The sequence below is a fragment of the Streptomyces sp. NPDC052396 genome, from assembly GCF_044593195.1.
GTDB lineage: Bacteria > Actinomycetota > Actinomycetes > Streptomycetales > Streptomycetaceae > Streptomyces.
In genome coordinates this window covers 87,812-113,746 of the sequence record NZ_JBIUAW010000015.1, presented here as the reverse complement: position 1 = coordinate 113,746, position 25,935 = coordinate 87,812, and the positions used below count along the sequence as shown (strand labels likewise).

The window sequence follows — 25,935 nt, the reverse complement described above, 5'->3', positions numbered from 1 at the left end:
ACAAGCGGCGATGAGACCCTGATCTCGCTTGCCTAACATGCCTTAACCCCGTACAGGCGGCTGACCTGCGAACTTCGCAGGTAGCACTAGATAACGGTGGCAACCACCCACCGGCATCAGTCACGCCGTCTATTCCGTCACTGCCGGTGCCCCCGCCGGCCGTTGCGCTGCATGCCTACCTGTCCCTGCCCCGAGGCCAGTTGTCGCTGGTAGACGAGTGGCGTGAACTGGGCGGCTCGGGCTGCGATAGCGCATGCGCCTGAAGTGGTGGCTGCGCGGCGGCTATCGGCGGTGTCGGCCTGGTGGTGCTGCCGCTGGCGGTCCGAGGCGCTTCCTGGGCCTGGTCGTCGCGCTGGTTGGCCATTGCGCGCTGAGTGGCCGGGGCCGCCGGGAGCGGTGGCGCTAGACAAGGAGCGGCGGCGGCCCGCGAGCGGGCCGCCCTTGATCCAGTAAAGAAACTCGTAACAGCCCTGCCGCTGCTCCTCCTTGGCTGCTTCTACCGAATCTTCTCCGCGCCCGCCTTCCGATTTGTGGCGCTCCGCGCTCCTGCTCCTCCCATGTCCGACCGGATTTGCGCTGGTTCGTTCTCCGGATCGGCGGACTCGGGGGCCAAGGGGACACACCTACACGTGGTAGAGGGTGCGGGCACGAGTCAGGTCGGCAGGCCCGTCCTTGCCGAGGTGGAGGAAGTGGTTCACCTGCCATGCCTGTGTGTTGCCGGCCTGCCGGTTTGTCGTGGTCACCCATGGCGGATAGACGCGGAACCCCCGCTTCCCGCCGGAGCCGTTACGGGAGACGATGTCGCGCTCGCTCAGTACCTCGCGCGGGAAGACGAACTGTCCGAAGCCGTCGTCGTCCCGGCTGCTGATGACGAAGATGTCCACCCCGTCGTCGGCGTCGAAGGGCCGGATCGGCCCCTCCTCGGACCGCTGCCACACAGTGACGAACTGGCCCACCTTCGTCGGGGTGGTCCTGGCCACGCGGAACCGGACCGAGAGGCCATCGAGCGTGAAGGCATGAGCTGCGTACTCGGCGCTCTCCGGTTCGGGCACCGGCAGCGAGCAGGCAAACCCGCTCGGGTCGTACACCATCATCTTCGCCGCCAGCAGGTCGCCATGAAGCCCCGTCCATGGCTGATTCGTCACCATGCCGTCATCCTGCCAGCCTGACGGGTGCCGAGGGTCGCGGGGTCGTTGCTGCTCTCGCCCCAGTAGTGGGCGTGGACGAACTTGGACCGATCGGCGAGTTGAAGATCAAAAGGATCGTGGCCATCCACTTCGGCAAGCACGCCTGGTCAGGTCTGAGCTGCATGCGATCTCGCATAGGTCAGCGTGACTTTGCACCGAGGGGTGACCTGGAAACGTGAGCGATGCTACTGACCCCAGAAACAAGGTGGCCCGGACCGGAGTCCGGGCCGTGGGTCGGGACTACTGCCCTGACCACCAGTGCAGCAGGATGCCCGCAAGCATCTTGCCGACGAAGGAGCCGGCAACCTGCTTGAAGAACCCGCTACGGCAGTTCTGGGACTTATTCATGTAGTTAACCTTGGAGATCGGTGGCTACACGGGTGCCGGCTCGGGCCCGCTGGGCGGTGTCACTGAGCCGTGGGGACACGTCCCCTGGGTATAGCCGCTGGATCTCCTCGACCCACACATGACTGTACGCCAAGTGCACTTCGTGCACAGCCGGATGTCCTATGCCGCTGCTACAACACTCGCATGGAGATCAGTACCGTAGCCGGGCCCGGCGACGAGAGCGGCCTCTGCCGCCACGGCAACCCCCGGCTCCTGGATACCCGCTTATGGGGCAAGGAACGCGGCCTGAAGCACCCGTACCCGGTGGTGTGCCACCTCGTGGACACCGGCGCGTACTTCGCGGAACTATGGGGGTCGGTTGTCGGGCCGCGCATGCGTGCCCATGCCGCTCTGGCGTTGGGGTTGTCGGAGACCGATGCCGCCCGAGAGCTGGCCTTCTGGGCCGCATTGCACGACTTGGGGAAGATTTCACCGTCGTACCAGCACTCCATCTCCAACGACATGGGCGCGCGGAAGAAGTACCCGGGGCGCTTCGAGCAGTTACTCGCTGATGGCCGTTACCGGCACGGCACGGGCGGCACCGACAACGGTGCGGGTCCACATAGCCAGATCACACACTGGACCCTGCCTGGGATTCTTGAGCAGCTGGGCTATCCGCCGGGCGCTCCCCATGGGCCGGTCGGCGACCGGGTCGGTCACGCCATCGGGCAGTTGCTCGGCGGGCACCACGGGGTCTTCCACCCGCGGATGGAGCGTCCGCAGCTGAAGCATCCGGCGACGTTCCTGCCGCAGGCCGGGAAGGGCGAATGGCAGGAACAACGCTTCCACCACGTCCGCATGTTGCGCACCCTGATCACGAACGACGGCCCTGTACCGACCGGGACTCTCCCGGCCGAGCTCTCGGTTGTGGTGCTCGGCATGGTGATGGTGGCGGACTGGACGGCCAGCGAGAAGCAGTCGATCGAGACGGTGGAACATCCCGAGGGCGAAGAGTGCTGCTGCCGCGTGGCCCTTGCACAGCACTGGAAGCGCGCCCGGGAGGTGGCCAGGCACGGAGTAGGGCAGCGAGCTCTGGGGCGGTGCGGCTTCGCCGCCCCGCCAGCGGAGGAACTGCTGCGGGCTGCCGGGTTCCCGGACGGCTCCGTGCACGGTCGGCTCGCGCAACGGCTGCTCACAGCGGTCGAGCCCGACCATGCCGGCATGCTGTTGATGAGTGCTCCAGCGGGATCCGCCCGCCGACGGCTCGGGCTGGTCGCGGCCTCGAAGTTGGGCCGGGCGACCGAGGCCCGGGGTATTGCTCTCGCGCTGCCGGGAGAGCTATACCTCGATGAGGGCTCGGAAGACCTGGCGTCCTTGGCGGGCATGCTTCTGGAGGGCTCCGGCGCGCTCGCCCGTCTTCACCCGATGTCCTTGGACGGCGATCCGGAGACGGCCTTCGAGGAAATCCCTGAACTCAGCCTCGACCCGCATGACCAGGCAACCGCGCAGCAGTGGCTCTCACAGCGGCGCCGCGGGCTGTTGGCTCCCCTCGGGGTAGGCGTGCTCGACCAGTTCCTGCCGGCCGTCCTGCCCGTGCCGGACAATGCGGTACGGCTCTTCGCGCTCAGCGAGAAGGTTCTCGTGGTGGACGACGTACGTCCGCAGGAGCCACGGCTGCATCAGCTTCTGTGCCTGCTGGTGGAGTGGCTGGCGGCGCTCGGGGCATCCATGGTCCTGCTGACCGACACTCTGGCCGGGGCGAGTGCCGACCGCCTGGTTCAGGCCTATCAGAGGGGCGCGCGAGCGGCTCGGGGGATGCGGGGCAGAAAAGAGGGAACGTCACCGTCGGGAAAGCTGCCGCAGCCGGGTTGGCTGTACGTCGATGGGCTGGACGGCTCAGTCACCCAGTCCGCGGTCGATCCTCCCGTGGACTCGGTTCGGCGCGTCTCCTTGCTCGAAGTCCGGCCGCGGCCCGGCGGCGCGGGCCCGTACGTGGACGCCGTCATGGACCGGGCCGAGGACAGCGGCTCGACCCTCGTGTGCTGCGACAGCGTGGAGGAGGCCCAGCAGACCTTCACTGCGCTCGCACATCACCGTCGCCGACACGCGATCCCCGGCACAGTCCGGCTACTGCACCAGCGCTTCCCCCGGTATCGCGTCCGCGAACTGGTGGCCGAGTGCACGGCAGCCCACAAGAACCCGGCGCAGGACGGTTCGGTGCTCGTGACGACTCCTCCCTTCGCCGAACATCTCCCGTTCCTCTTCGACCAGGTCGTCACCCTCCTGGCCCCGCTGCCGTCGCTGCTGGCCCGTGTCTCCCGCGGCAGGAATCTGATGCTCCTGGAAAGCGAGGAACGGGTCGGTTCGCCGATGGACCAGGCGCTGAGACAGCGCACGGTCCAGGCGCTCCGATCCCACGGTCCGCAGCTTCGTCTCCCCGGTGACACCGAGCAGTTGATCCGCCAGGTATACGACTCCGACAGCTACCTGGCCGCTCTGGACGACGCATCGGCTGTGCAGCAGCGCCGTCTGGTCGCCGCAGCTGAGGGGCACGAGGCCGGGTTGCTGCACGACGCCAGGATCACCGGCATCCCGAGCCCGGTGAACGTTCACGACGACCTGTACGAGCTGACCCGGGCCGAGCGCGGCCTGACCGAGAAGCGCCTCGCAGCCACGATGGGTTTTGAACAGGCGTATGTCCTGTTCGTCTACCTCCGGGGCAGGACCGCCTTCCTGGATCCCGCGGGAAAGGAGGAGGTGCCGTTCGTCGGGCCCAAGAGGGAGCGCAGTCCGGTCATCGCCGCTCTGGCCCGGCATACGATTGCGGTTCCGCCGCAGTGGGCGCCCGAAGGAGGCATCTCCACGCAGATCGGCCGTGGGCGATTCGACAACATCAAGTACAAGTACTGGGTGGAGCGGACGTGGCTGAACCGGGTGTACCCGGTGGTGCTCAGCAAAACCGGCGATTCCTGTACCGGCCTCCTCGGGAGCATGCGGCTCGAACTCACCGAGACCGGTCTCGTCAGGCTCAGTTGATTCCCCGAAAGGCCCGCGCTGTGGATCGTGACCGCTTACGATCGCTGACAGCCCAGGGTTCCCTCGGTGGGCGCGCCGTTCTGACAGGACGGACCCGCCGTACAGCCCCGCGGAACGGAAGCGAACGGGAGACGGGGAGAACTGTGGAACCGCCACGGGCGATGAATCTCTTCGACGAGCCGTGGATACCCGTGCGCTGGCTCCACGGCCAGGACGGCCCCGCATCCGTGGGCCTGCGGGACCTTCTGGGACGATGCCAGGACATCGAAGCCTTGGACATTCCGCTCGCCGCCGCCCAGTCGGCGCTCCTGCGGGTGCTGTACGCGCTCACCGCACGGGTCACCGGGCTCGACCAGGATCCGGACGGCGACTGGATGCGCCGGCGCGCGGGCATCCTGGAGGACCGCGCGCTGCCGCAGGACGGCATCGAGGGCTACGCATCCCGGTGTCACGACCGGTTCTTTCTCTTCGACGACGTCACCGGCCGCCCGTGGCTGCAGGACCCGCGTCTGGCGGACGAGTGCACCGAGACCAGCGGCGTGAACAAGCTGGTGATGACCCGGCCTTCGGGAAACAACCACTCCTGGTTCGGCCACTTTCGCGACAGCGCCCCGCACTCGCCCCCTGCGGCCACGGCAGTGCTGTACCTGCTCATGTGGCACTACTACGGCGCTCCCGGCAAGTGCACCGCCCGCGCGCTCCACGGGGAGCGGATCTCCGAGGCCAAGCGCGGACCGTTGCGCAGCTCGCTCTCCTACCACCCGGAAGGGGACTCGTTACTGGTCACCCTGCTTGCCGGGCTCGTGCGCCCCGGGGTGGAGGTGCGGCCCGAGGAAGATCTCTGCCCCTGGGAGCGGGACGAGCCAGCAGACCCGGCGGGCGCTCCGCCGGTGCCGGTCGGCCCCTGCGGCTGGTGGACGGACACCTCGCGGCACGCTCTCCTGCTCCAGCCAGATGCTCGCGGAGAGCGCGTCACGGATGCCCGCATTACCTGGGCGTACCGTCTCCCCGGAGTCTTCGACGATCCGTACCTCATATGGGAACGCAGGCTCGTCAAGAAGGAGGAGGGGGAGGAGAGTCGCACCGCCCGGCCGGCGAAGGCGAACCGAGCCCTGTGGAGGGATCTGGACGGCCTGCTGCGGCACCAGCCTCCGGAGGCCCAGGGCGAGGAGACCACGGTGGAGCCGCCGAAAGTGTTCGCGACAGCGGCTGAGCTCACCGACCAACTGCGCGTCCGGGCCCTCGGCTTCGACCAGGTCAAGGCCAAGGACACCCAGTTCGTCAGCGGTCTCACTCCCGCAACCGTGGGCCACCTGACCGATCGGCTCCCTGACACCCAGGTCGCGGTCGGACGACTGCGCAGGCTCGGCGAACGGTACGGGGAGAACCTCACCGCAGCAGTGCGCAAGGCCTGGGCGCTGTACACGAGGGGCGACCCCAAGCAAGCGGGCAAACTCGTTCCACAGGCCGAGGCCCTGTACTGGCCGGCTGCCGAGCGCGAGTTCTGGGCCCGCTTCGACCGCCTCGACCGCACCGGCGAGGACCCCGACGGCGGCTTGGACATCCGCGCCGCGCGCGACGCCTTTCTGCGACTGGCCCGCGAGGCCTACGCGCGCACGACCGACCCGCTCACGCGCACCGTCCGCGGCAACCAGGCCGTGCTCGACGCCCGTGGCTTGTTGTGGATGACGCGCCCCGCGCGCAAGAACAAGTAGTCACCATGCCGACCGGAAGGTGCCCCATGGCAGAGGACCGCGATGCCACAGCGCGAGCGCGCCGCACCGAACATGTGCGTTTCGTGCGGGAGATCCGGCAGCTGTGTGCCGATAGCCCGGGGGCGCACGCACGCCTGCGCCGCGGTCTGGGCAAGGACATCGACCAGGTGGCCGGGATGCACGAGTTCATCGCGCACTGGCTGCCCGAGAAACGGAACCGGGAGCGGGACCGTGCCTACTACGCGGTCGCCGCGCTCATCGCCGACCAGCCTCGGCACGTTGTCCGCAGCCGGTCGGCGAGTGACACGGAGGCGGAGCAGCCGGTCGGCACCTACGGCCCCAGCTTCGGCCGCACCCTCGCCGACTCCGTTCTCAAATCTCCCGCGCAGGAGCGCTCGCGTCGGCGCGACAGCACCCGCAGGCGCCTGGACCTTCTCGTCCGCCAGAGCCCTACCGGGCTGCACCGCTACCTTCCCTCGGTCACCCGCCTCCTGCGCCAGTACGAGACCGAACCCGACTGGGCCCAGTTGCTGAACGACTTGACCCGCTGGCCGTGGAACGCAGCCGACATCGGAAGCCGGTGGCAGCAGGACTACTTCCGCACCCTCCACCACGACGAGTGGAGGAAGCGGGACGAAGCCGACGCCGCCCAGGCCGTGCCCGAGCCTGGATCGCCCGCCGCCTGACCGCCACCCCCGCCCACCACTCCAGAAGGAGTCCTCCGTGCCGACCGCGCACCTGCCTGCCTGCTTCGTGGACGTACACATCCTTCAGAGCATCCCCGTATCCACGCTGAACCGCGACGACCTCAACGCCGTCAAGACGGTGGATTACGGTGGCGTGCGGCGCACCCGCGTCAGCAGCCAGTCGTGGAAGAGGGCGCTGCGCGAGGAGTTCCAGAAGGAGATCGGTCAATTCGCCACCCGAACCCGGCGGATCGGCAAGGCCGTTGCCGACGTCCTCGAGGAGAAGCACGCCTGGGATCATCAGAAGGCACGCCTGGCCGGCGCCCACATCGTGGCGGCCTCCGGCATCAAGTTCGGCATCGAGGGGAAGCCGGATCAAGAGGGATACGAGGCCATCACCAACGGGCTCGTGTACCTGTCCTCTGAGTCGATCGAGGAACTCGCCGACCTCGCTGCCGAGCACCCCGACAAGATCAAGAAAAAGAAGATCGAAAAGGCAACCGACAAGTCGCAGCTCCCCGCGGCCGATGTTCAAGAGATCATCCGTCGAGGCAACGTGGTCATCCACACTTTCGGCCGCATGCTCGCCGAAGTCGACGGCGCGGATGCTGATGGCGCAGTCCAGGTCGCGCACGCTTTTACCACCCACCGCAGCGATGTCCAGGTCGACTACTTCACCGCCGTCGACGATCTGACCGCTGCATGGGGTGAGACCGGCAGCGGCCACCTCAACGAGGCCGAGTTCTCCGCGGGCACCTTCTACCGCTTCGCCACCATCGACTTGCGCGAACTCGTCACCAACATGGGCAAGGTCCATGCTTCCGCAGGTCCCCGCGACATCTCCGAGGACGCCCGTAACGTCGCCGGGGCCTTCCTCTCCTCCTTCATCCGTTCCCTGCCGCAGGCCAAGAAGAACTCCACCGCTCCGCATACCGCACCGGACCTCGTCCACATCAGTGTCCGCAGCGACCGCCCGCTGTCCTTCGCCGCCGCCTTCGAGACCCCCGTGCGCTCCGCGCAGGGCGGCGGACACGGCACCGCCTCCCGCGACCAGCTCGTCGAGTACGCGCAGACCGCCACCACGCTCATGGGCAGCGACCGTATCCTCGCTGCTCATTGGGCCGGTATCGGCCAGGACATCGAAGGTCTGGGTACCCGTGTCAACACCTTCGACTCACTGGTCAAAGCCGGCGTCGAGGCCGCTTTCGCCCCGCTGGAGGGCGGCGCGTGACCGCACCACAGCCGTCACAGGAGCCCGGGCTGCTGCTGCGCCTCGCCGCGCCGCTGCAATCCTGGGGAGAACGTAGTCACTTCACCGAAGAGCGTGACACCGCCGCCTTCCCCACCAAGTCCGGTGTGCTCGGCCTGTTGTCCTGCGCGCTCGGCCGACACCGTGGGCAGGACACCGCCGACCTGCGCCGACTGAAGCTCACCGTGCGCATCGACCGCCCCGGCTACGTGCTGCGCGACCTGCACACCGTCGGCGGCGGCCTCGACCCGAAGGACACCGTCCGAACGGCCAAGGGCGGCACCCGCGGCGCGAAAAGGTCCACCGTCTACGGGCATCGTCTCTACCTTGCCGACGCCGCCTTCGTCTGTGCGCTCACCGGTGAGGAAGAGGCGGTCCTTGACCGCTGCGCCGACGCACTGACCGCCCCGCGCTGGCCCCTGTATCTGGGCCGCCGCGGCTGCCCACCCGAGGGCCCCGTTCTGCTGTCCCACGGCCCGGATGCCTTGGGCAGCCTCCTCCGACTCCCTTTGCCCGCGCAGGCCCCGGCCCCCGCCGTGACGCTGCTCGCGGACCGCCCCCTCGGCTGGCTCCCACGCCATCCCGAAGATCCTGACGATGGCACCCGCCCCAGCTCCGAGGTCCAGGACGAACCAATTGACACCGCCCCTCACCGGCGCACCTTCCGTACTCGCCGGCTCTACCGAGGCTGCTGGCATCCACCTGAGCACCTCTACACCGGTGAACTCGGCACCAACTACCTCAAAGCCCTCGCCGCGCATCTGCACGTCGCCACCGTGACCTCGCCCAATGGCCCGGAGGCCACTGTATGACCACCCGGCTCACCCTCCTGACTCTCGACGCTTCCCGGACCGACGTACGCGAGGAACTGCGCAACGCCGTCGCCATGCACCGGCGCGTGATGTCCCTCTTCCCCGACCTCTCCGAACTCGAAGAGACACGCAAACACTTCGGAGTACTGCACCGGGTCGAGCAGGTCGGGCGACGCGCCGTACTCATGGTCCAGAGCAACAGAGAGGCCGCTCCTGAGCAGTTGCCGGACGGGTACGCGGTTGAGCCTCCCGCAACATTGAGCCGCTCCTGGACGCCCTTGGGCATGGCCGCCGCCTGTCCTACTGCTGCGACGCCAACCCCGTCCGCCGCCCCACGCGGGAGTACAGGAACCTGCCTCCCGTTGTCGCCCTCCATGGCCGCCACGCCGACGACTGGTGGCACCGCCGGGCGGACCTCGCCGGTCTCAAGATTCACACCCATCTCTCCCACCCGCTAGACCGCCGCTGTCGGCCGCCGCGGCAAGGGCAGCGGCGCCCAGAAAGTGCGCCGCCACCGGGTCCGTTTCGAGGGCACTGCGGAAATCGTCGATCTTGCCGAAGCCGCGACGAGGACGGCTGGTAGGCGTCCAAGCGGGGGTGTTCCGCAAAGGGCGGAAACCGAGGCCGCCGTCGCCGTGTCCGTCCCGCAGGCACGAGGGTGTTCCGCCTTCTCGGCTTCCCGGCCCCGCGGAGGGCGTGGTTGCGGCGTCGGTGACGGCATGTTCAGGCAGGTGTGGCAGTTCTGCAGTCTGGGTGGCCCCATCCCTGCGGGCCCTTGGCGATGGGGTCCTTGGCGGCGTAGGAGCGTCCGCAGTGGCACTGGCCGGGGAACTTCGCCTTGATGACGCCGCCTGTGGCGCGCCGGGGTTTTGGTGTCCTGGTCGTGGTCCGGGCCGCAGACTGGGCTGTCCGGTCGGGGACAGGCAGGTCCTGGTCACCGTGTGCCGTGCCGGCCGCCTGCTGGAGGGCAGCGGCGTCGCTGGCGGCCTGGTCCGCGAGCGCGTTGAGGAGGTCGCCGTCTGCGCGGTGCGCCGGAACATATACGAAGTCCACGGTCCGGCCGCTCAGGAGGGCATCGATGCGCATAACGAGCTCCTGATTGGCTACGGGTTTGCCCGCCGCCGTCTTCCATCCGTTGCGCTTCCAGCCAGGCAGCCACTTGGTGACCGCGTTCATGGCGTACTGCGAGTCCATCCGCACTTCGATCGGTCGGGTGGGATCGATGGCCTCCAACAGGCGCTCAAGGGCGGTCAGTTCGGCGACGTTGTTGGTTGCCTTCCCCAAAGGGCCGGACTCCCAGCGCTGCGGCACCTCTTGGGCGTCGGCAACCACGTAGGCCCAGCCGGCCGGCCCGGGGTTCCCTTTACTCGCGCCGTCACACGCGGCGATGATGCGATCAGACATCCTTCGATCATGCCAGCGCCGACCGCACCCCTGGCACCTGGCAGCGGACCGCCCCTCTCCCGCGCAAGGCACGGCTCTGACCCACATGTCGCTGTTCCGCTTCACCCCCTGCCCTCTGCCGTGGCTTTTCTGGTTCCCCGACGCCTGGACACTAGGGAGTGTGCCGAGTTCAGATCTTCATTGGAGGCTGCGGAGCCAGATAACGGCGCCGCGTAAGTGGAGTCCGGCGAGGTAGCTGGTCGGGGTCTTGTCATAGCGGGTGGCGAGGCCCCGCCACTCCTTGATCTTGTTGATGCAGCGTTCCACGGTGTTGCGGTCACGGTAGAGCTCGGTGTCGTGGGAGACGGGCCGCCCGCCCTGGCGTCCCTTCTTCTTACGGTTGGCGGCTTGGTCGGTCTTCTCCGGGATCACCGCCCGGATGTGGCGTCTGCGCAGGTAAGCGCGGTTGGCGCGGGACGAATAGGCCTTGTCGGCGGCGACGGCGTCGGGCCGGGTGCGGGGCCGTCCCACCGGCCCGCGCACCTTGATGCCTTCCAGGACTGCGGTGAAGCGTGGGCTGTCGGCGGCCTGTCCGGGCGTGAGGACGAAGGACAACGGACGGCAGCGGCGGTCCGCCGACAGGTGCACCTTGCTGGTCAACCCGCCACGGGAACGGCCCAGTTCGGCGGCGCGGAGACGGGCCTTGTGGCACCGGCGAAGGCGCCGGCGCTCCTCACGGGCCTCGTCAGGCGCCTCGCCCTGGTCGGCTACCGGCGCGTTTTGCCCCTTCGGAGAAGCCCCTTTTCCTCGGCGACGGCCTTCTCCAGCGTCTCCAGCAGCTCCGGGTCCAGGACCATCCCGGCAGCGTGCTGATGAGCGCGGGCCGACGTGGAGTCCACGCTCACCAGGCCGAGATCCGCCTGCCCGCGCGCGGCGGTCTCGGCGATCACCGCTTCCAGCAGCACCTGGAAGACCCCCGCCCGGGCCCATAGGTGGAACCGCCCATAGACGGTGGACCAAGGCCCGTACCGCTCCGGCATGTCCCGCCACGGACAGCCCGCACGGAACCGCCACATCACACCATTCACCAGCCGCCGCAAGTCAGGAATCGGACCGCGCTCGCCCAGCGGCAGCAACGGCTCAATCACCGCCCACTCGTCATCTGTGAGATCACCCCGGGCCATCCCGCCTGTCTACCGTCCCGGACCCAGCCGGGACAGCAGAACAACCAAACGCGTGATCTCAACTCGGCACACGCCCTAACGGGCCGCTCTTGACCAGCCCGCAGACGGGTTGCCGGTCTGTTCCACGGCGGTCCACACGGTCGGTGACTCGGGCCTGGTCGACGTGCTTGGGCACGGGGTCGACGAGGTGCACGGCGTACCCGCCGCAGGTGAGCCATCGGACGTAGGCACCCGGTCCTCCTGCCACGTCCAGGATGGCAACGGGTAGCGGGAGCAAGCGGGCGCGCAACAGTTCCTGGGCACGCGTGAATTCGAGCATGCTCGCACCGCTGGCTGTGCCTGGTGCGAACCGGTCGGCTTCCTCGTAGCTGTTGGTGTAGTAGGTGATGACCTCCGAGCTGATGGTGGGGATTTCATCTGGGGGCAACAGGTCTGTCCTCTCACTCGGGAGCCGATGGAGGAGGGTTAGAAGGTCGGTGGCCTGCCCGCGTCGGTGAGCCGGGCGACCGTTCGCCAGCTCATCGGCGACCGAGGTCCAGGGTCCTCGCGAAGGCCCTGGCGGAAGCCGGCGAGCGAAGTGCGCAGAGCGTTGTGGTCACGGAAGCGCCACAGGGTGATCAAGGCCCAGGTGGCGAGGTTGAGGGGGATCAGGGGCGTGGGGAGGCTGCGGCGGGCGAGCCAGACGCGGTTGCGTGAGTTAAGCCGGTAAAAGCGTTCGTGGCGTGCCGGGTCCGTTGCGGGGTGATGGACGATGATGTCGGGCTTGTAGAGGCCGGTGCGCCCGTGGTTCCACAGTTGCCAGGCGATGTCGATGCCCCCGTGGAAGAGGAAGAAGTCGCCCGGCCAGCCCCCGGCGAGTTCGAAATCGCGGCGGCGCACCATGACGACGCCTTCGGTCATGACGGTCACGGTGCCCGGCCGTGTGGCGCCAGCAGATCGCAGGCGGGGTACCCAGCGGCGCAGGGTGACGCCTGTGTCGGGGTCGGCGATACGGGGCTGTACGTACGAGAGGTGAGGATCGCGGTCCAGTTCTGCAGTGATCCAGAGCCAGGATTCACGCGTCGCCGACGGGCGAGTAGCCGCTCGGCTTCAGCGCTGAGTAGCACGACGCTTTCCTTGCCCGGTGCCAGTTGGGTGACGACGAGGCGACCGCTGTGTGAGTCGAGGAGGCCCGGTGAAGGCCACTGTATCGGTCGCCACCTCCGCGTTGACGGGGATGCGGTCCAGCGAACTGATGGAGCTGACGGTCGGCTGCCGACGCATGGACGACGCCGTCGGCACCGGCCTGGCCCGGCACCGGCTGGTCAGCAAGGTCGTCAAAGGGCGGCACGAAGCTGATACTCACGCCCCCAGCATCACCACACACGCGTCAGGTACTGAGACAGGTGAGGAACTGCCCCGGTGAGAGACGGGGGTCTGAGTACGAGTACTCAGGCCCCCGTTGCCGTGTCGTGGAAGGGTGAAGTCCATGACGAGCAGCAAGACCCGATGCGCGAAGGGCGTTGTCGTGTCAGCGGTGGCTGCCCATGCCACCTACTGGGCCTGGGCGTCCCTGACAGACCGGGCGTGGAGGGTGAGCGAAGCCCACCCAGACGACGGCTTCGCCGCAGGCTTCGGGGAGTTGGTGGAGGCTCAGCTTGTCTGGGTGTTGCTGATGCCGTTGCTGCTGTGGGCGGGGATGCGGGTACTCGGTGAGAAGGGCAACAGTCGGATGCTTGCGGCTGGTTCAGCCATGTGGCTTCTCATAGGAGGGCGTGTCGAGACGAAGACGGACTGGCTGAACACTGAGGTGTCCCTGGTCCTGTTCGCTCTTCTCTGCGGTCTGCTGTCCCTGAGGCGCGCACCCCCAGCGAGTTGAGAAGAGCAGACAGCGGAGGGGAAGAGCCCGGAGCTCTTGCTGGCCTTCCTGGCCACCAGCGGCGGCTCTGTTCGCACGTTCTTCCAGAGCAACTCACCCTCTGCGTCACCGGCCTCAAGAGCCCACTCGATCCTTTCGTCTCCCGGCACGGTGACCGCCGGCGGCTGAACGGCTGCTCGACCTCGCCGACGCTCTGCTGCCTTCCGTGACATCACGGCAGGCGGTGCCTCTGCTGGCCCGGCTGGCCGGTGCCGACAAGGTACGCGCGGACAACCTCGCGGCCGAGGCCGCGACGATACGCCCGCTGCGCAACCAGACAGCACGTCGCGACGCGACACGGCAGAAGCGTATTGACCGTGCCACCTGGCGCTGAGCCGCGCTGGAGGCCGACGTGAACTGGTTCGGACCTCCAGGCCGAGCGCGGCCTGCTCGCCACCCGGCCGTACGGGGTCGGCACCGAGTACGAGGGGCGCGGCCCGACCGCGCTGCGCTGGCTGGTGCTCGACGACGCTCGGGTGTCGATCGGGTACCGCGTCTACCCCGACCGTGTCGAGGTGCAGGTCGTCTGGATCATCGGCCACCCCTAGCCTGCCGACGGGCAGCCGCCGAAGAGTAGCAAGAAGAAGCCCCCGGGCGCGCCATGGAGGAGCGCCCGGGGGGCTCATGTCGTTCACCGCCGGGAGGGGAGTGGGCGGTAAACGGGACAGTGGGGCTATGCGGTACGGGCGAGGTCGAGCCGGGCGGCGGGGTGCACGCGCAAGACCGGGCCACCGTCGCGGAACCGCAGCACGAGGCGGGGCGCCTCGGGGGCACAGTGGTCGGTGCGGACGGCCGCAACGAGGCGCCGGCGGCCGCCGACTTCGACGACATCGTTGCGGTGGACCGTGCACACGGCTCGCGACGTGATGGCCATGACGGTGCCCTACTCGGAGAGCAGGTTGACGATGTGCTCACACGTACGAGCGATCTCCTGCATGTGCTCCAGGGCCGACACCAGCCCGTCGCCTGCGCTGCGCTTGAGATCGGTGCGGGCCCGGTCCGACAAGGTGTTCCACTGGTGCCAGTCGTACGTGCGGCTCGTGAGCGCATCGCGCCGGGCCTCAACCTCGTCAACCATGACCGCCAGATGCCCGCGCAGCGTGCTGGCGAGCTCGAAGATCTCCTTGTGCGGGGGGATCGACGAACGGCGCACTTGAAGAGCACGGTCCACCGTCGCGCGGATCGTTACCAGATCCAGCGGGTGCGTGTCGCCCACCATCATCGACTCGATCTGCGTCAGGCGGTCGTCGGCGTTCACGTGGGTTCTCCTCGGCCTGGGTAACTGCGAACGGCGTCCAGGACCGTACGGGGGAAGCACCGCCCTGGCCGCCAGCGCCCCCGCAGGCCCGTGCATGCCCCGGGGATACTGACCCCTAGGTAACGGCCGCCGGCCGCGCGGTGGACGCCGTCAACCAGGGCTTAGGGCTCGCAGAGAATCAACGTGTTGCTTCCCGCTCCGACGCTCGTTGATGTGGTATGGACATACCGGAGTCGACGTGTGAACAACTCGCCGTGAAGTTCGCGGTGTTGTTCCCGCATCTGAATGAACGGCAGCGTCGTCTGGTGATGGGGGCCGAGGCCCGCATTCTGGGGCACGGCGGGGTCCGAGCTGTCGCCCTGGCAGCTCAGGCCAGCGAGACCACGGTCCGCAAGGGCGTCGACGAGCTGGAGGCGGGCGAGGCCCCGCTGGGCCGGGTCCGGCGGCCGGGCGGAGGCCGGAAGAAAGCTGCCGAGCTGGACCCGGGCCTGAGACCCGCGCTGCTGGCCCTGGTCGAGCCCGACATGCGGGGCGATCCGATGTCGCCGCTGCGCTGGACGGTGAAGTCCACGAGAACGCTCGCCGCCGAGCTCACCCGCCAGGGCCACCGTGTCTCAGCCGACACGGTCGGCGACCTGCTGCCCGAGGAAGGCTTCAGCCTGCAGGCCAACGCCAAGACCATCGAAGGCACGCAACACCCGGACCGAGACGCCCAGTTCCGCTACCTCAACGAGCAGGCGCGCGACCACAGGGACACCGGAGACCCGGTCATCAGCGTGGACACCAAGAAGAAAGAGCTGATCGGGCAGTACAAGAACGCCGGACGTTCGTGGCAGCCGACTGGCGAGCCAGTGACGGTCAAGACCCACGACTTCCCTGGCCAGGCCGACAAGGCAATTCCATACGGAATCTACGACATGGCCGCGAACACCGGCTGGGTCAACGTCGGCACCGACCACGACACCGCCGCGTTCGCGGTCGCCTCCATCCGCCGATGGTGGCAGGCCCGCGGCCGGCACGACTACCCAGGCGCATGGCGCTTGCTGATCACCGCCGACGCCGGAGGCTCCAACGGCTACCGCACCCGCGGCTGGAAGACCGAACTCGCAGCACTCGCCACCGAGACCGGCCTGGACATCACCGTCTGCCACCTGCCTCCCGGCACATCGAAGTGGAACAAGATCGAGCACCGGCTCTTCTCCCACATCACCATGAACTGGCGCGGAAGACCGCTGACCAGCCACGAAGTCGTCCTCCAGAGCATCACCGCAACCACCACCCGCACTGGCTTGACCGTGCACGCCGAACTCGACACCAGCCAGTACCCCACCGGCATCCACATCAGCGACGAGGCCATCGCCGCCTTGTCGATCACACGCCACCGCTTCCACGGCGACTGGAACTACACCCTTCACTCTCAACTGCCCCTGAACACGACCCCGGTCAGCAGCACAGCGGACCAGGCCCGGCGAGCACACACCCTCGGCTGACGCTACATTCACTGCAGGACCCGGAACTGACTGGCATGCCCCGCCAACAGCTCAGCAAGCTGATCGACACCCTGACACCCCAGCTGGAACTGCAACGTGAGCGAACGCTCCGCATCCGCCGGGGACGCGAGCGCCTGGTGGCTCCCGGCACAGGCGCCAAAGCCAAGCTCACTCCAGCCGACCGGATCCTGGCCACCGTGCTCCACCTGCGCAAGCTCGCCACCATGGACCTCCTCGCTCAGCTCTTCGGCGTCACCGCCATGACCATCAGCCGCGCAAACCAGGAAGTCCGCCCCCTCCTGGACACGCACGGCCATCACATCAAGGCCTCCACAGCCCGGTTCCGCACACCCGCCGACACCGCAACATTCCTTGCCTCCAACCCCACCCAAAGCGAGATCAAGTCAGCATGTTGATTCTCTGCGAGCCCTTAATGTTCGAGCTACCGATATCCTCGCGGACGTGATCTACGAGGGAACGGCGGGCATGACCGAGGGCCCGCCAACGACGGCTCGGTTGCGGGATGTACTGAACCGTGCCGTGCGCGTCTTGATCGTCGAGGGACCGCCGGACCAGGCCGACTCCGCCGATCTGGCGCGGATCGTGGTGACCGGTGCCGAGATCGCCGACTTGGCGCGGGTGCTGGCCATTGTGGACGGTGGGACCGGAGACCAGTGCCGGTGCCACGGCTGGCCGACGATCATGGTTCACGACTCAAACAGCGAACTGATCGCCTGCTGGACGCTGCACCACCAATCCGGCCTCCGCGGGATTGGCAACTGCGATGCCGACCTGCGCGATGGTCCGGCACTCACCGCATGGCTGGCGGAACGAGGCCTGACCAGATCACGGGACATACAGGCAATGCGAGCTGCCCAACAAGCCGAGGCCGAGCGGCGCCGGATGCGCTGGATACAAGCTGCGCCGGCCGGACTGTCCGACGCAGCCGCAGACGTAGCCCAAGAGCGGGAGCGCGACCTTGACGCCTGGCCGCATCCAATGCCAGACGCCGAAGACCGGCTCGCCGCTCTCACACGGCACCACTATCCCGACGCGATCGAGCGCATTCGCCTCCTGCTGGCCTGGGCCGGGATCCCCTCCAGAGAGTCCACCGGCAGCCAGATGTGGTACGACACGGCGGTGCAACGCCAGCTCCTGGCCGAAGACCCTGACGTCGTTCTTGCCGCACTCACTGCGCGGCCTCCGGGCCCGGCTCAGCTCGACGGTGCCGCCGAACTGTTCAGCTCTTTCGAATGGACCAGCGCACACGGCAAGCACCTGCCCGAGCCGCTGCGGTCAGTACTGATCGCCCACATCCAAGCAGACGGCACCGACCCCATGAGGTTCCGGATGCACCACGGCTACTACGGGGCCGAACCAACCGGCTGACGGTATTTCTTGATGGCGCGTGGCCGGACGCTGGACTGTCCCCTGACACCTGCGGCCGAGGCATGACCCTGGCCAGGCTGACGACACCAACGGCCAAGCGGGGTGTTCACAAGTGGGGGGACCTGCAGGGCGGGACGGCTCGCAGAGATCGCTTCCCAGCGGATGAGAGATCGTTTCCCGGTCTTCCGGCCGCGGTGCGGCGGCAGGGCTGGGTCGGTGGAGGCAAACAGCCGGGTGAGAAGATGAGGCTCATGTCCGAGATATCCGCCCTGTGGCAGGTCGCGCCTTCCGCCGAGACCGAATGGCTCGTCGAGCTGTGCGAGGACGAGGGCACCACGGGGTTCCCTCCACCTGGCATGTCGGACGCGGCTTGGGTGCTGAACGCGATGTACGAGCAAGAGCAGGGGCCGGGCCCGGTGTCGCACCATGAGGCGCGGCAGGCCCGGCTGGCGGACGGCAGCATCGAGCCCGCCGTCTTCCACGGCATCGACCTCGAGGTGGGCACGGTCACGGGCGGTGGCCTGGGACGTGCGGAGCATCCGGGCCCTGGCTGGCGGCGGCTGCGCTGGGCGGAGCTTGCGCGCCGCACCGGCGATCCGATCGTCAAGGAGGGGCACTGGCCCTCGTACCGCAGCGCCCCGGACGGCCGCGTAGAGGACCGGAGCTGGCCGGCGGGCATTCAGCCGCCTACGGAGGGCAGCTTGGACAGGGAGACCTGGAACCGGCTGATTGAGATACTGCAGAAGTACAGCCCGGCCGGCCCGGACACTCGCTGCCTCGCTTATTACAACCCGCTGATGATGTGGACCTTCGACTTCGACAATCTGCACGTTCTCTCGGGGCGTCTGGGGGATGCGCAGGCGCTGTACGACGTTGATGAGCCGGACTTCAGTCCGTCCAACCTGTGGCCCGAAGACCGGTCATGGGTCGTCTACACCGACTACGACCTGTGGGGCACCAAGGTCGTCGGGCCCACGGCGCTGATCGACGCCCTGGTCGGTGATACGGAGATCGAAGCCGTGCGGCTGCCCTGGGCCTCCTGAGGGAACGGGAACGGCCCGTGGCCGGGGGATCCGGTACCGTTCCCGTCGGAATCGCCCTGCCGGGCCGGGGCACGGCTGCCATGACTGGCTGAACACCCGCTCGGGAGAGTCGACTTGAACGAATCCTGTGTCGTTGACGGAGGGGATGAAGCAGCTTCTCACTGGCATCCGCCCGGTCGATCATCCCGGCACATGGGCGTTCGCTTCCGGTTGGCTGTGGGCCAAGTGCCAGTCGTGTACTGACCGTTTGGCGCACTCGGGAATCTGGCATTCCCTACGATGTTGGCTGTTGCGCTGTTGCGCTGTTGCGCTGGTGTGAGGGTGGGGTTGGGGAGAGAACCATGGGTGCCATGCAGGCAGATGGGGCGGTTGCGGCACCAGGACTGCGGACCTGCCGCCGACTTCTATGCCGTCAAGGCCGAAAACTCCAGCAGCGTCACAGTGCGCTGGAAGGCGAACTCGCGCAAGTCCAGACGAACTGGCCAAGGCTCGGCGCATGCATGAATCTCTGTCCCGGGCCCTGGAAAAGATCCTGGCCGCAAGCGGAGCACGGTCGACCCATATGGGATCACCACTGCCTGGGCCATCAGCGCGCACAGCGACGCGTTCATCGAAGTGCTGGAGCCGCGCATGCGGCCGTTATCCGAGGCAGGCATAGCGACGCTGATCGCCTGCCTCGCTCGCCACTACGTGATCACGATCCCCGCTTGCCGCGCATGCAGTTCGGAGCGGACGAGTTCGAGGAGACGGCCCGTCCAGTTGCGGCCTCGGCCGGCGTTGTCGCCCCAGAAGGCGGAGTCCATGTCGTCGTAGATCACGGTGGCGTCGTCTGTCGCCAGCAGGATCTCGGCCAGCTCGGGGTGCTGGTCGTACTTGGCGCGCAGCAGGCTGGTCATGACGGCGGTGCGGGCCTGCTCCCAGCCTTCGCGGCGCGGTGTCCCGGCTGCGAGCTTGCGTGCTGCGTAAGCAGTCTCCGCCGTCACGATCGTTGCCCGGACCTCGGGCTGTGCGACCGACAGGGCCCAGTAGGCATGAGCGACGGAAGGGTAGCCGACCCCCTCTACGACGATCGGGGCGGGGTAGTCATTGCGCAGGCCACGCTTGCCGGGGTCGGCCTCCGGCTTGTCCGGATACGACTGGTAGAGGTGGACCGCCGGAGCGTGCGGCGCCGCCGGTCCGTCCGCGGGCACACGTGTGGGCCGCCTGGCGCTCCAACTGGCCCGCTCCTCGAAGTACGCGACCGCACTGTCGTAGGCCTCCTGCGTGATCGGTGGATCGTGCGGCAGATAGGTCTTGCCGCCGGGCCCCACCACCAACACCCGCAGCGGTCCGTCTTTGTAGTCCATGTCGCCCAGCGCGTAGCGGCGCCGCGACACCGGGATGGCCAGGAACGCGGCGCGGGCTGCGGCCCGGTTCTCCTCTGTCCGGTCGGCGAGGAAGGTGTCGACGGCGGCGAGGCAGCGGCCCGTCGAGTCGGGCCGCCCGTTCAACTGGTCGATGGTGTCCCGTATTTCGGCGACCAGCAGGTCAGGGGTGAGCCAGGTGCGTGGCTCACTGAACTTCCAGCCTGCCAGATCGTGCGCGGATGCCTCCGCGCCGTCCGGGAGGCTGGTGGCCACCCAGCCACTGCGGAGCTTCTCCTGGAACTCCTCGATGGTGACCAGGCCCCAGCAGTCGATGAGCCCGTCGGCATAAATGAAGAGGTCGGTCAGGTGGTAGCAGCCGTTGTGAATGAAGGCGTGCCGCCAGGTTCCGGGTATGCGGACGCCGTCCGCGGTGCGATGGATAAGCCGGTTGCCGATCATCCTGTGATTGTGTCGCAGCGGCCGCCGCGGAGACCTTGGTTTTCTCCCGGGCCGACCGCCGGGATGGTCCACGCTGACCAGCGAGCGGCTGGCGCCCGCTGACGACGTGCTTGGCCGTCCAGTGATCGGCTGGCGCCTCAGGATGACCGACACCGAAGTCTGGGAGATCGGGCGGCGCGCTCAACCGCCTTCTGGTCACCACGGTCATACCGCAGTGCGCTGACGGCATTTATGAAGCTCGCGCTGATGCCGTCGTGGATGCGGCATATCGCGGACTTCAATCCGCGCAGCTGAGCCCTGGGGGCGGGACGTTCGGCGACGTCCACCGTCCCGCACCGGGGCGAGGTGGCCGGCCGGGGCGGGGGCGCTGCGGCTGGCCGCGGTGGTGGCGGTCTGGCTGTCCACCTAGTGGGCGGAATCGGCCCGCTGGGCGCGCCGGCGCCATGCCATCAGCCCGGCGCCGCCCGCCGCGCCCAGCAGGGTCGAACCCGCGGCGATCCCGGCCACGGCGCCGGTGCCCAGGCCTTTGGTCGGCGGGGGGTCTTCCTGCGGATCTTCCTCGCTGGTGCGCTCCATGGGCTCGGGGTACTTCCGGGGTTTGGCGCAGTAGTCGCGGTGGGACTGGTCCATCCGCTCCGGCACTGTGAATACGGTGGCGGCCAGCGGTTTGCCGCCGTCGTTGCCGCGCATCACCTCCACCGGGTAATCGCCCGGCTTGGTAGCGCAGTTCACCAGTGCCTCGATCGAGCTGATATCTCCATCCGGTGTGGGCTGGAAGCCGGGCGTCTTGCGTCGCACCGGCCTGACGAAGGCGGGTGACCGCAGGATGAGGTAGTGCTCCCGCTGCCGGGTGCGCAGGTCGGCTCTGATGGTGAATGCCACCCAGGATCCACGCTGTGGATCCTGGGGAGCCTTGTGGGAGAGCTCCACCGCCGCGCCGGGGGCGAGGCGTTCGGTGTCCGAGGCCGTCCTGTCCTTGCAGCGGGGCGCGATGTCGGAGCTCACCTGGAACTTGCCCGGGTCGGTGGGTCTTTTGCGGCCGCTGGTCCGCACGGTCACCGGATAGGTGCCCGGCCTGATGTCGCAGGGCAGATGAACCAGCACATCCGTGCCCTCGTCGCCGTCCTTGTGCTCCTCACCGAAGTACTTATGGTCAACCGGGTAGCCGTGGGGCAGGGCCGGTGACTCGAAGACGACGCGGTGGGGCTTGTCCACTGCCCACGGGATGTCCACACTGAACTGGATGTCACCGCCCCGAGGCACCGTCTGGTCGTCGGCATGAACCTCGATGTGTTCGCCGTCGTCGTCGACCGGAGCGCCGGACGCTAAACCGGCACAGCCCAGCGTGAGGGCGGTGGTAACGGCCAGAGCGGCCACGGGTATTCGGACAGGACGCATGCCGTGACGATACCGGCCGCCTGCCCGGGGGCCCGCTGGCTGGGAGAGTCTCGAACAGTTCGACTGCCCGGGCAGGGCCTTTGTCGAGTGTGGTCATGACCGCGCAGGGAAGTACGGGTACGCGGACGTGACCTTGCTGGGCACCATCTCCATGACCTGGTCGAGCGGTAGTTCGCCGAACTCGCCAACAAGAAGTTCCGCCGCGGTGTCCACCGCTCCATCCAAGCCCTCGAACGGGACATACGGGCCTGGATCGCCAACCGGAACGACAATCCCCGCCCCTGTGTCTGGACCAAGACCGCCGACGAGATCCGCGAATCCCGCGCCGCACAGCCGACGGATCAATGACTCAGGACACTTAGATGCCCATCACGTACCACTGCCTGGGCGATGTGCCACGCAGGTACAAGTGCCGGCCTCGCCCGACAGGGCGTGTGTACCGCTTGAGGGGTGCGCCGTTGGGGAGGGTGAGACAAGCTTCCTCGATCAGCAGGGCCTCGTGCTCTGTCATGCGGCAACGGTGCAGGCGGTCTGGTTGCCGGTTGCCACCGAGCATGATGATCTCGTCTTTGTGGACAGCCATGCCCGCGGGAGCGGTCACGGGGGTCTTCCGGAGCCGAACGTGTCCGTTGGTCCGGGCCTCGAGCAGTGGGAAGGTCGGGTAGTAGTTGGCCCACGCGACGCCATCGTCAACGTTGAAGGCATAGACCGTATCGATGTGTTCGATGCCCTCCAAAGGCTGGTACCCCCATTGGTGGTTGCCGCCGCTGTCCCAGCGCACCAGGCCGGCGGCGCTGATCGGGTCGGTGTAGGTGCCTTCGTCGAAGTAGGCACTCCATAGATGGTGCCGCCGGTCCGCCACCAGGTACTCGACCGCACGCCCCATCACGAAGCTGTGGCGGCGCCGGCCGTCCGGGCCGTAGATCTGCGCGTTCTGATCCACTGTGGCACTGTGGCCCTGCAGGACGAACCGGCCATTGGGCAGTGCATCCAGGTGGGTCACCCGCAAGCTCACTTCGTGCAAGGGCTGTTCCCGGACTGCGCCGTCGCTGTTGATGACGAGAAGCGCGTCGTAAGGACGGGTGCGGGGCTGAGGGTAGGGCCTGCCGTACGAACTGGGCTGGAGTTCCGCATCGGGGCAGATCAACCAGAGGGCTCGTCCCCAGGCGTCCACTGTGGTCGCCAGGACCTTCCGGTGATCGTACTGCCGAGGCAACAGTGCGTGGGGACGCAGTGCCACCTTCCTCAAGAAATCACCTCACGGGCGAATGAACAGGACTCGCCCATGATCGCATCCCTCCAAACCCATCGCCCAGCCGCGCCAACGTTCGGTCGGGCTGTGGACGTTGCACCACCAGGAGCAGCGACTCGCACGCCAGCTCATCGCCGACGAGTGCGCCGTTGCCCTGGCTGTGGACGTCGCGGCGGACGCGCTGCCGTTTGGCAGTCTTGTCCATGAATCGGTAGCGCGCCCACGGGCCCCCTGCACCGCCTACGAACAAACCCGCGTGGGACTCTCGAGACTTCCTGACGGTCTCCCGGGGCGGCGTGGTCAGGCGGGCCATCAGATACCAGTCATGGTCGGGTCATCGGTGCCACGCCCGCCGTAGCGTCCGGTGGCCGCGTTTGAATCACGGCCCGTCGAACTGCCCGGCCCGTAGCCGGTGAATGTCTCCACCCCTACTCGTTCGGCCCGCAACGCCCCACCCTTACACGGCAGATGCTCACTGACCGGGTTGCGGAACTGGCTTTACGGCATGGTTCGCTGGGCCTGAGCGGCGGTAGAGGCCGGAGGGGGCGGATTCAGTGAAATGAAGGGATGGCAGGGCATGGGCGGGGCGAAGCCGGGGGCCATAGGGCTGGCCAAGGCAATTCTTCTTGCTGTGGCCGGGTGTTGGATGCTGGTCGCCGGCCTGCTCGGGCTGGCCGGGAGCATCTTCGCCTTCAGCCCTCTGGTCATGCTGCTCACCTTCCCCAGCTTCATGCTGAGCGGCATCGCGCTCTTCCAGGGCTGGCACCATCCACGGCTGGCCGGGTGGCTCATCGCCTGGGCCATGTGGACTCCCAGCGCCGTGTTCGCCTTCTTTACGCTGTTGTTCTTCAGGGAGGACAGCCTCACCCTGTGTCTCGGCGGCATCGCCGCGGCGCTCGGCACGCTGGGCGCACTGATCGCAGTCTGGGGCTGCTCCATCCAGAACCGGATGCGGCACCTTCCGTAGGGCACGTTCCGCAAGCACCGGCGTGTAGGTCAACCGGGAGTGTGCGGGTAGCGGCTAGCCTCAGTGCGGGCTCGTCGTGCCAAGTGAGCCCGCTTTACTGGTGTCGCGGCTCCTGGTTTCCAGCAGGAGCCGTCACCGTTTCCGGGGATGAGTACGGCTTCGGCAAAGCGGGCCCGGTGGGCTGGGCAAGGGGCTGGCTTCCCCCGGGGTGCAGTGGAGCGAGGACTATGCCCTGGACAACCAGCCGCAGCACGGTGCGGCGGTGGATGTGTCCAGAGTGCGGCAGACGAAGACGCCGCTGGGGCCGTACACCAAGACGCCTCCCGCCCGCAGCTGGACGCCAACGGCAACGGGAGCCCCGTCCACAGCCTCGTGAACTGCTGACCCGGCAGCACTCAGACCAGCTCCGCCCCGGCCACCGCAGGAGCGGACCTTCCTCCACGACGCCGCGATGGCCGGCTCGCCCTGTGGGTGGCTGGTTCGGCCGGGGCCCTACTGTTCATCGGTGATCGCTCACGCTGGTCGAGTCGCGGTCGGCCCACGCCGATGGAGTCCCAGGCCAGCTTGGCTGCGTAGGTTTCAAGCGGGTTCTGGCACAGATCTTGGGGAGCGGTCGCGGAGAGTCATGGCGGTGTTCGATTGCGAGGAGACAGGGTCGCGTGAGACCGCGTACGCCCTGTCGTCCAGCGATCGGGATTGACGCTCCCTCAGGTCCCCGCCGCCCGCTGCTGCAGCTGGTTATGGCCGGTGATGGTGCTGGTCATGCAGACCGATGCAGCGTTCTGGGACTCGCTGGTGTTCGACGGAATCGACGATGTGGATGTCGAGGCGGTCACAGCCGCGTTCGGCACGGTCGAGGTGGCGGCGAGAGGCCGCGCGGTGGGAGCGGCATGTCCGGACTGTGGTCGCTTCTCGGACCGAGTCCACGACCGCTATCAGCGCAGGCTGAAGGATCTTCCGCTCGCTGAACTGGGCTTCGTGATCCGGTTGACGGTCCGGCGCTTCATCTGCGGAGTGACGGACTGCCCGCGCCGGACGTTCGCCGAGCCCTTCTCCCGGCTGGCCGTCCCGCACGCACGGTTCACCACGCGGCTCAACCACGCCCTGGAGCGAGTGGGGCTCGCGCTGGCCCGGCGGGCCGGTGCCCGGCTGGCTGCCCAGCTGGGCTTCGGCGCGGGACGGATGACCTTGTTACGTAGGGTCATGGCATTGCCCGATCCCGCGTTCAGCACGCCGCGGGTGCTGGGCGTGGACGACTTCGCGATCCGTCGCGGCCAGAGCTACTCCACCGTCTTGACCAGCGTCGAAGACTATCGCGTGCTCGATGTGCTCCCGACCCGCGAAGCCGGGCCGCTGGCCGCCTGGCTGATCCAGCACCCAGGCGTGGAGATCATTTGCCGGGACCGAGCCGGCGCATACGCTGAGGGCGCCCGCCGCGGTGCCCCCAACGCTCTGCAGGTCGCCGACCGGTTCCACCTGTGGCAGGGCCTCGGCCGGGCCGTGGAGACCTGCGTCGCCGCCCACCGCGAGTGCCTGCGCAACCCGTCGCCCACCGGCACGCTGCCAGGCGCGACCCGTCCCGACCCCGGTCGGCCGCAGGACGACTCGGCGCCCGTCGGTCGGCGGGCCGAACGGAAGAAGGCAGCACACGCCCTGGTTCACGAGCTCCTTGCCCAAGGCCACTCACGCCGGGCGATTGCCCGGCACCTGGGCTGGGGCCTCAACACCGTGCTCCGGTACGCGAACGCCGCACGCTAGCAGGACACCTTCCGCGAGAACCGGCCCCGATCCAGCAGGCTGGACCCATACAAGCACTACCTGGAGCGGCGATTCGCCGAGGGATGCACCAGCGTCACC

At 68.0% G+C, this 25,935-nt stretch carries 21 protein-coding genes and 5 pseudogenes; 16 read left to right on the top strand and 10 right to left on the bottom strand.

Going from position 1 to position 25,935, the window contains the following annotated elements:
- Window positions 1–623 precede the first annotated feature (623 nt).
- Window positions 624–1,148, bottom strand: a complete 525-nt coding sequence (locus ACIHFE_RS30230; protein WP_400111597.1) for a MepB family protein — start codon at window positions 1,146–1,148, stop codon at window positions 624–626.
- Between the two features lie 570 nt (window positions 1,149–1,718).
- Here ACIHFE_RS30230 and ACIHFE_RS30225 point away from each other — a divergent pair.
- The 7 genes and pseudogenes from ACIHFE_RS30225 (at window position 1,719) to ACIHFE_RS30195 (ending at window position 9,595) form a co-directional block, all read left to right on the top strand.
- Window positions 1,719–4,550: a CRISPR-associated endonuclease Cas3'' gene (locus ACIHFE_RS30225; RefSeq protein WP_400111595.1), complete on the top strand. Its 2,832-nt coding sequence runs from the start codon at window positions 1,719–1,721 to the stop codon at window positions 4,548–4,550.
- Between the two features lie 161 nt (window positions 4,551–4,711).
- Window positions 4,712–6,265 (top strand): type I-E CRISPR-associated protein Cse1/CasA, encoded by a 1,554-nt coding sequence (gene casA, locus ACIHFE_RS30220; RefSeq protein ID WP_400111593.1) that lies wholly within the window; start codon window positions 4,712–4,714, stop codon window positions 6,263–6,265.
- A gap of 26 nt (window positions 6,266–6,291) precedes the next feature.
- Window positions 6,292–6,951, top strand: coding sequence for a type I-E CRISPR-associated protein Cse2/CasB (casB, locus tag ACIHFE_RS30215; RefSeq protein ID WP_400111591.1), 660 nt, complete (start codon window positions 6,292–6,294; stop codon window positions 6,949–6,951).
- A 37-nt stretch (window positions 6,952–6,988) separates the two neighbouring features.
- Window positions 6,989–8,182, top strand: coding sequence for a type I-E CRISPR-associated protein Cas7/Cse4/CasC (cas7e, locus tag ACIHFE_RS30210; protein ID WP_400111589.1), 1,194 nt, complete (start codon window positions 6,989–6,991; stop codon window positions 8,180–8,182).
- The gene (cas5e, locus tag ACIHFE_RS30205; RefSeq protein ID WP_400111587.1) at window positions 8,179–9,012 is read left to right on the top strand and encodes a type I-E CRISPR-associated protein Cas5/CasD; all 834 of its coding nucleotides are present in this window, start codon (window positions 8,179–8,181) and stop codon (window positions 9,010–9,012) included. Before cas7e ends, cas5e begins: the two co-directional genes overlap by 4 nt.
- Window positions 9,009–9,242: pseudogene (locus ACIHFE_RS30200) on the top strand (type I-E CRISPR-associated protein Cas6/Cse3/CasE); the annotation flags it as partial. The gene cas5e and the pseudogene ACIHFE_RS30200, both read left to right, overlap by 4 nt.
- Window positions 9,243–9,268: 26 nt before the next feature.
- Complete coding sequence (locus tag ACIHFE_RS30195; protein ID WP_400111607.1) at window positions 9,269–9,595, top strand: type I-E CRISPR-associated protein Cas6/Cse3/CasE; 327 nt, start codon at window positions 9,269–9,271, stop codon at window positions 9,593–9,595.
- Window positions 9,596–9,735: 140 nt separating this feature from the next.
- On the opposite strand, the gene ACIHFE_RS30190 is transcribed toward ACIHFE_RS30195, so the two are convergent.
- The 4 genes and pseudogenes from ACIHFE_RS30190 to ACIHFE_RS30175 form a co-directional block, all read right to left on the bottom strand.
- Window positions 9,736–10,416, bottom strand: coding sequence for a ribonuclease H (locus ACIHFE_RS30190; protein WP_400111585.1), 681 nt, complete (start codon window positions 10,414–10,416; stop codon window positions 9,736–9,738).
- 177 nt (window positions 10,417–10,593) lie between these two features.
- A pseudogene (locus tag ACIHFE_RS30185) lies at window positions 10,594–11,579 on the bottom strand (IS5 family transposase).
- 58 nt (window positions 11,580–11,637) lie between these two features.
- Window positions 11,638–12,006, bottom strand: coding sequence for a class I SAM-dependent methyltransferase (locus ACIHFE_RS30180; protein ID WP_400111583.1), 369 nt, complete (start codon window positions 12,004–12,006; stop codon window positions 11,638–11,640).
- A 38-nt stretch (window positions 12,007–12,044) separates the two neighbouring features.
- Window positions 12,045–12,620 (bottom strand): annotated as a pseudogene (locus tag ACIHFE_RS30175) (glycosyltransferase family 2 protein); the annotation flags it as partial.
- A gap of 133 nt (window positions 12,621–12,753) precedes the next feature.
- On the opposite strand from ACIHFE_RS30175, the gene ACIHFE_RS30170 reads away from it, so the two are divergent.
- The 3 genes from ACIHFE_RS30170 to ACIHFE_RS30160 all read left to right on the top strand — a co-directional run bounded on the left by ACIHFE_RS30170 (window position 12,754) and on the right by ACIHFE_RS30160 (window position 13,810).
- Entirely contained in the window at window positions 12,754–12,984 is a 231-nt protein-coding gene (locus ACIHFE_RS30170; protein ID WP_400111581.1) for a hypothetical protein, read from the top strand.
- A gap of 63 nt (window positions 12,985–13,047) precedes the next feature.
- Window positions 13,048–13,437: a hypothetical protein gene (locus ACIHFE_RS30165; RefSeq protein ID WP_400111579.1), complete on the top strand. Its 390-nt coding sequence runs from the start codon at window positions 13,048–13,050 to the stop codon at window positions 13,435–13,437.
- A 205-nt stretch (window positions 13,438–13,642) separates the two neighbouring features.
- Window positions 13,643–13,810, top strand: coding sequence for a hypothetical protein (locus ACIHFE_RS30160; protein ID WP_400111578.1), 168 nt, complete (start codon window positions 13,643–13,645; stop codon window positions 13,808–13,810).
- A gap of 339 nt (window positions 13,811–14,149) precedes the next feature.
- Here the strand turns inward: ACIHFE_RS30160 and ACIHFE_RS30155 are convergent, their stop codons facing one another.
- Complete coding sequence (locus ACIHFE_RS30155; protein WP_400111577.1) at window positions 14,150–14,350, bottom strand: hypothetical protein; 201 nt, start codon at window positions 14,348–14,350, stop codon at window positions 14,150–14,152.
- Window positions 14,351–14,359: 9 nt separating this feature from the next.
- Window positions 14,360–14,734, bottom strand: a complete 375-nt coding sequence (locus tag ACIHFE_RS30150) for a DUF6415 family natural product biosynthesis protein (protein WP_400111575.1) — start codon at window positions 14,732–14,734, stop codon at window positions 14,360–14,362.
- A gap of 218 nt (window positions 14,735–14,952) precedes the next feature.
- Here ACIHFE_RS30150 and ACIHFE_RS30145 point away from each other — a divergent pair.
- From ACIHFE_RS30145 to ACIHFE_RS30135, 3 genes and pseudogenes are all read left to right on the top strand, one after another.
- Window positions 14,953–16,640, top strand: a pseudogene (locus tag ACIHFE_RS30145) (ISAzo13 family transposase).
- A gap of 46 nt (window positions 16,641–16,686) precedes the next feature.
- Window positions 16,687–17,613, top strand: coding sequence for a hypothetical protein (locus ACIHFE_RS30140; protein ID WP_400111573.1), 927 nt, complete (start codon window positions 16,687–16,689; stop codon window positions 17,611–17,613).
- A gap of 251 nt (window positions 17,614–17,864) precedes the next feature.
- Entirely contained in the window at window positions 17,865–18,656 is a 792-nt protein-coding gene (locus ACIHFE_RS30135; protein WP_400111571.1) for a hypothetical protein, read from the top strand.
- Between the two features lie 686 nt (window positions 18,657–19,342).
- On the opposite strand, the gene ACIHFE_RS30130 is transcribed toward ACIHFE_RS30135, so the two are convergent.
- Both ACIHFE_RS30130 and ACIHFE_RS30125 read right to left on the bottom strand, forming a co-directional pair.
- On the bottom strand, window positions 19,343–20,461 hold the full coding sequence (locus ACIHFE_RS30130) for an NADAR family protein (RefSeq protein WP_400111570.1): 1,119 nt from the start codon (window positions 20,459–20,461) through the stop codon (window positions 19,343–19,345).
- A 405-nt stretch (window positions 20,462–20,866) separates the two neighbouring features.
- A complete protein-coding gene (locus ACIHFE_RS30125) occupies window positions 20,867–21,859 on the bottom strand; it encodes a hypothetical protein (RefSeq protein WP_400111568.1) in 993 nt (330 codons plus the stop codon).
- 153 nt (window positions 21,860–22,012) lie between these two features.
- Here ACIHFE_RS30125 and ACIHFE_RS30120 point away from each other — a divergent pair.
- Window positions 22,013–22,217 (top strand): annotated as a pseudogene (locus tag ACIHFE_RS30120) (IS630 family transposase); the annotation flags it as partial.
- On the opposite strand, the gene ACIHFE_RS30115 reads toward ACIHFE_RS30120, so the two are convergent.
- Entirely contained in the window at window positions 22,218–23,099 is an 882-nt protein-coding gene (locus tag ACIHFE_RS30115) for a hypothetical protein (protein ID WP_400111605.1), read from the bottom strand.
- A 589-nt stretch (window positions 23,100–23,688) separates the two neighbouring features.
- Here ACIHFE_RS30115 and ACIHFE_RS30110 point away from each other — a divergent pair.
- Window positions 23,689–24,078, top strand: coding sequence for a hypothetical protein (locus tag ACIHFE_RS30110; RefSeq protein ID WP_400111566.1), 390 nt, complete (start codon window positions 23,689–23,691; stop codon window positions 24,076–24,078).
- A gap of 762 nt (window positions 24,079–24,840) precedes the next feature.
- Window positions 24,841–25,836: an ISL3 family transposase gene (locus ACIHFE_RS30105; protein WP_400111564.1), complete on the top strand. Its 996-nt coding sequence runs from the start codon at window positions 24,841–24,843 to the stop codon at window positions 25,834–25,836.
- The last annotated feature ends 99 nt before the right edge of the window (window positions 25,837–25,935 follow it).

Coding starts and splice junctions, on each gene's coding strand:
- ACIHFE_RS30230 (WP_400111597.1), bottom strand. CDS start 1,148: ATGGTGACGAATCAGCCATGGACGGGGCTTCATGGCGACCTGCTGGCG.
- ACIHFE_RS30225 (WP_400111595.1), top strand. CDS start 1,719: ATGGAGATCAGTACCGTAGCCGGGCCCGGCGACGAGAGCGGCCTCTGC.
- casA (WP_400111593.1), top strand. CDS start 4,712: ATGAATCTCTTCGACGAGCCGTGGATACCCGTGCGCTGGCTCCACGGC.
- casB (WP_400111591.1), top strand. CDS start 6,292: ATGGCAGAGGACCGCGATGCCACAGCGCGAGCGCGCCGCACCGAACAT.
- ACIHFE_RS30190 (WP_400111585.1), bottom strand. CDS start 10,416: ATGTCTGATCGCATCATCGCCGCGTGTGACGGCGCGAGTAAAGGGAAC.
- ACIHFE_RS30165 (WP_400111579.1), top strand. CDS start 13,048: ATGACGAGCAGCAAGACCCGATGCGCGAAGGGCGTTGTCGTGTCAGCG.
- ACIHFE_RS30155 (WP_400111577.1), bottom strand. CDS start 14,350: ATGGCCATCACGTCGCGAGCCGTGTGCACGGTCCACCGCAACGATGTC.
- ACIHFE_RS30135 (WP_400111571.1), top strand. CDS start 17,865: ATGTCCGAGATATCCGCCCTGTGGCAGGTCGCGCCTTCCGCCGAGACC.
- ACIHFE_RS30130 (WP_400111570.1), bottom strand. CDS start 20,461: ATGATCGGCAACCGGCTTATCCATCGCACCGCGGACGGCGTCCGCATA.
- ACIHFE_RS30125 (WP_400111568.1), bottom strand. CDS start 21,859: ATGCGTCCTGTCCGAATACCCGTGGCCGCTCTGGCCGTTACCACCGCC.
- ACIHFE_RS30110 (WP_400111566.1), top strand. CDS start 23,689: ATGGGCGGGGCGAAGCCGGGGGCCATAGGGCTGGCCAAGGCAATTCTT.
- ACIHFE_RS30105 (WP_400111564.1), top strand. CDS start 24,841: ATGCAGACCGATGCAGCGTTCTGGGACTCGCTGGTGTTCGACGGAATC.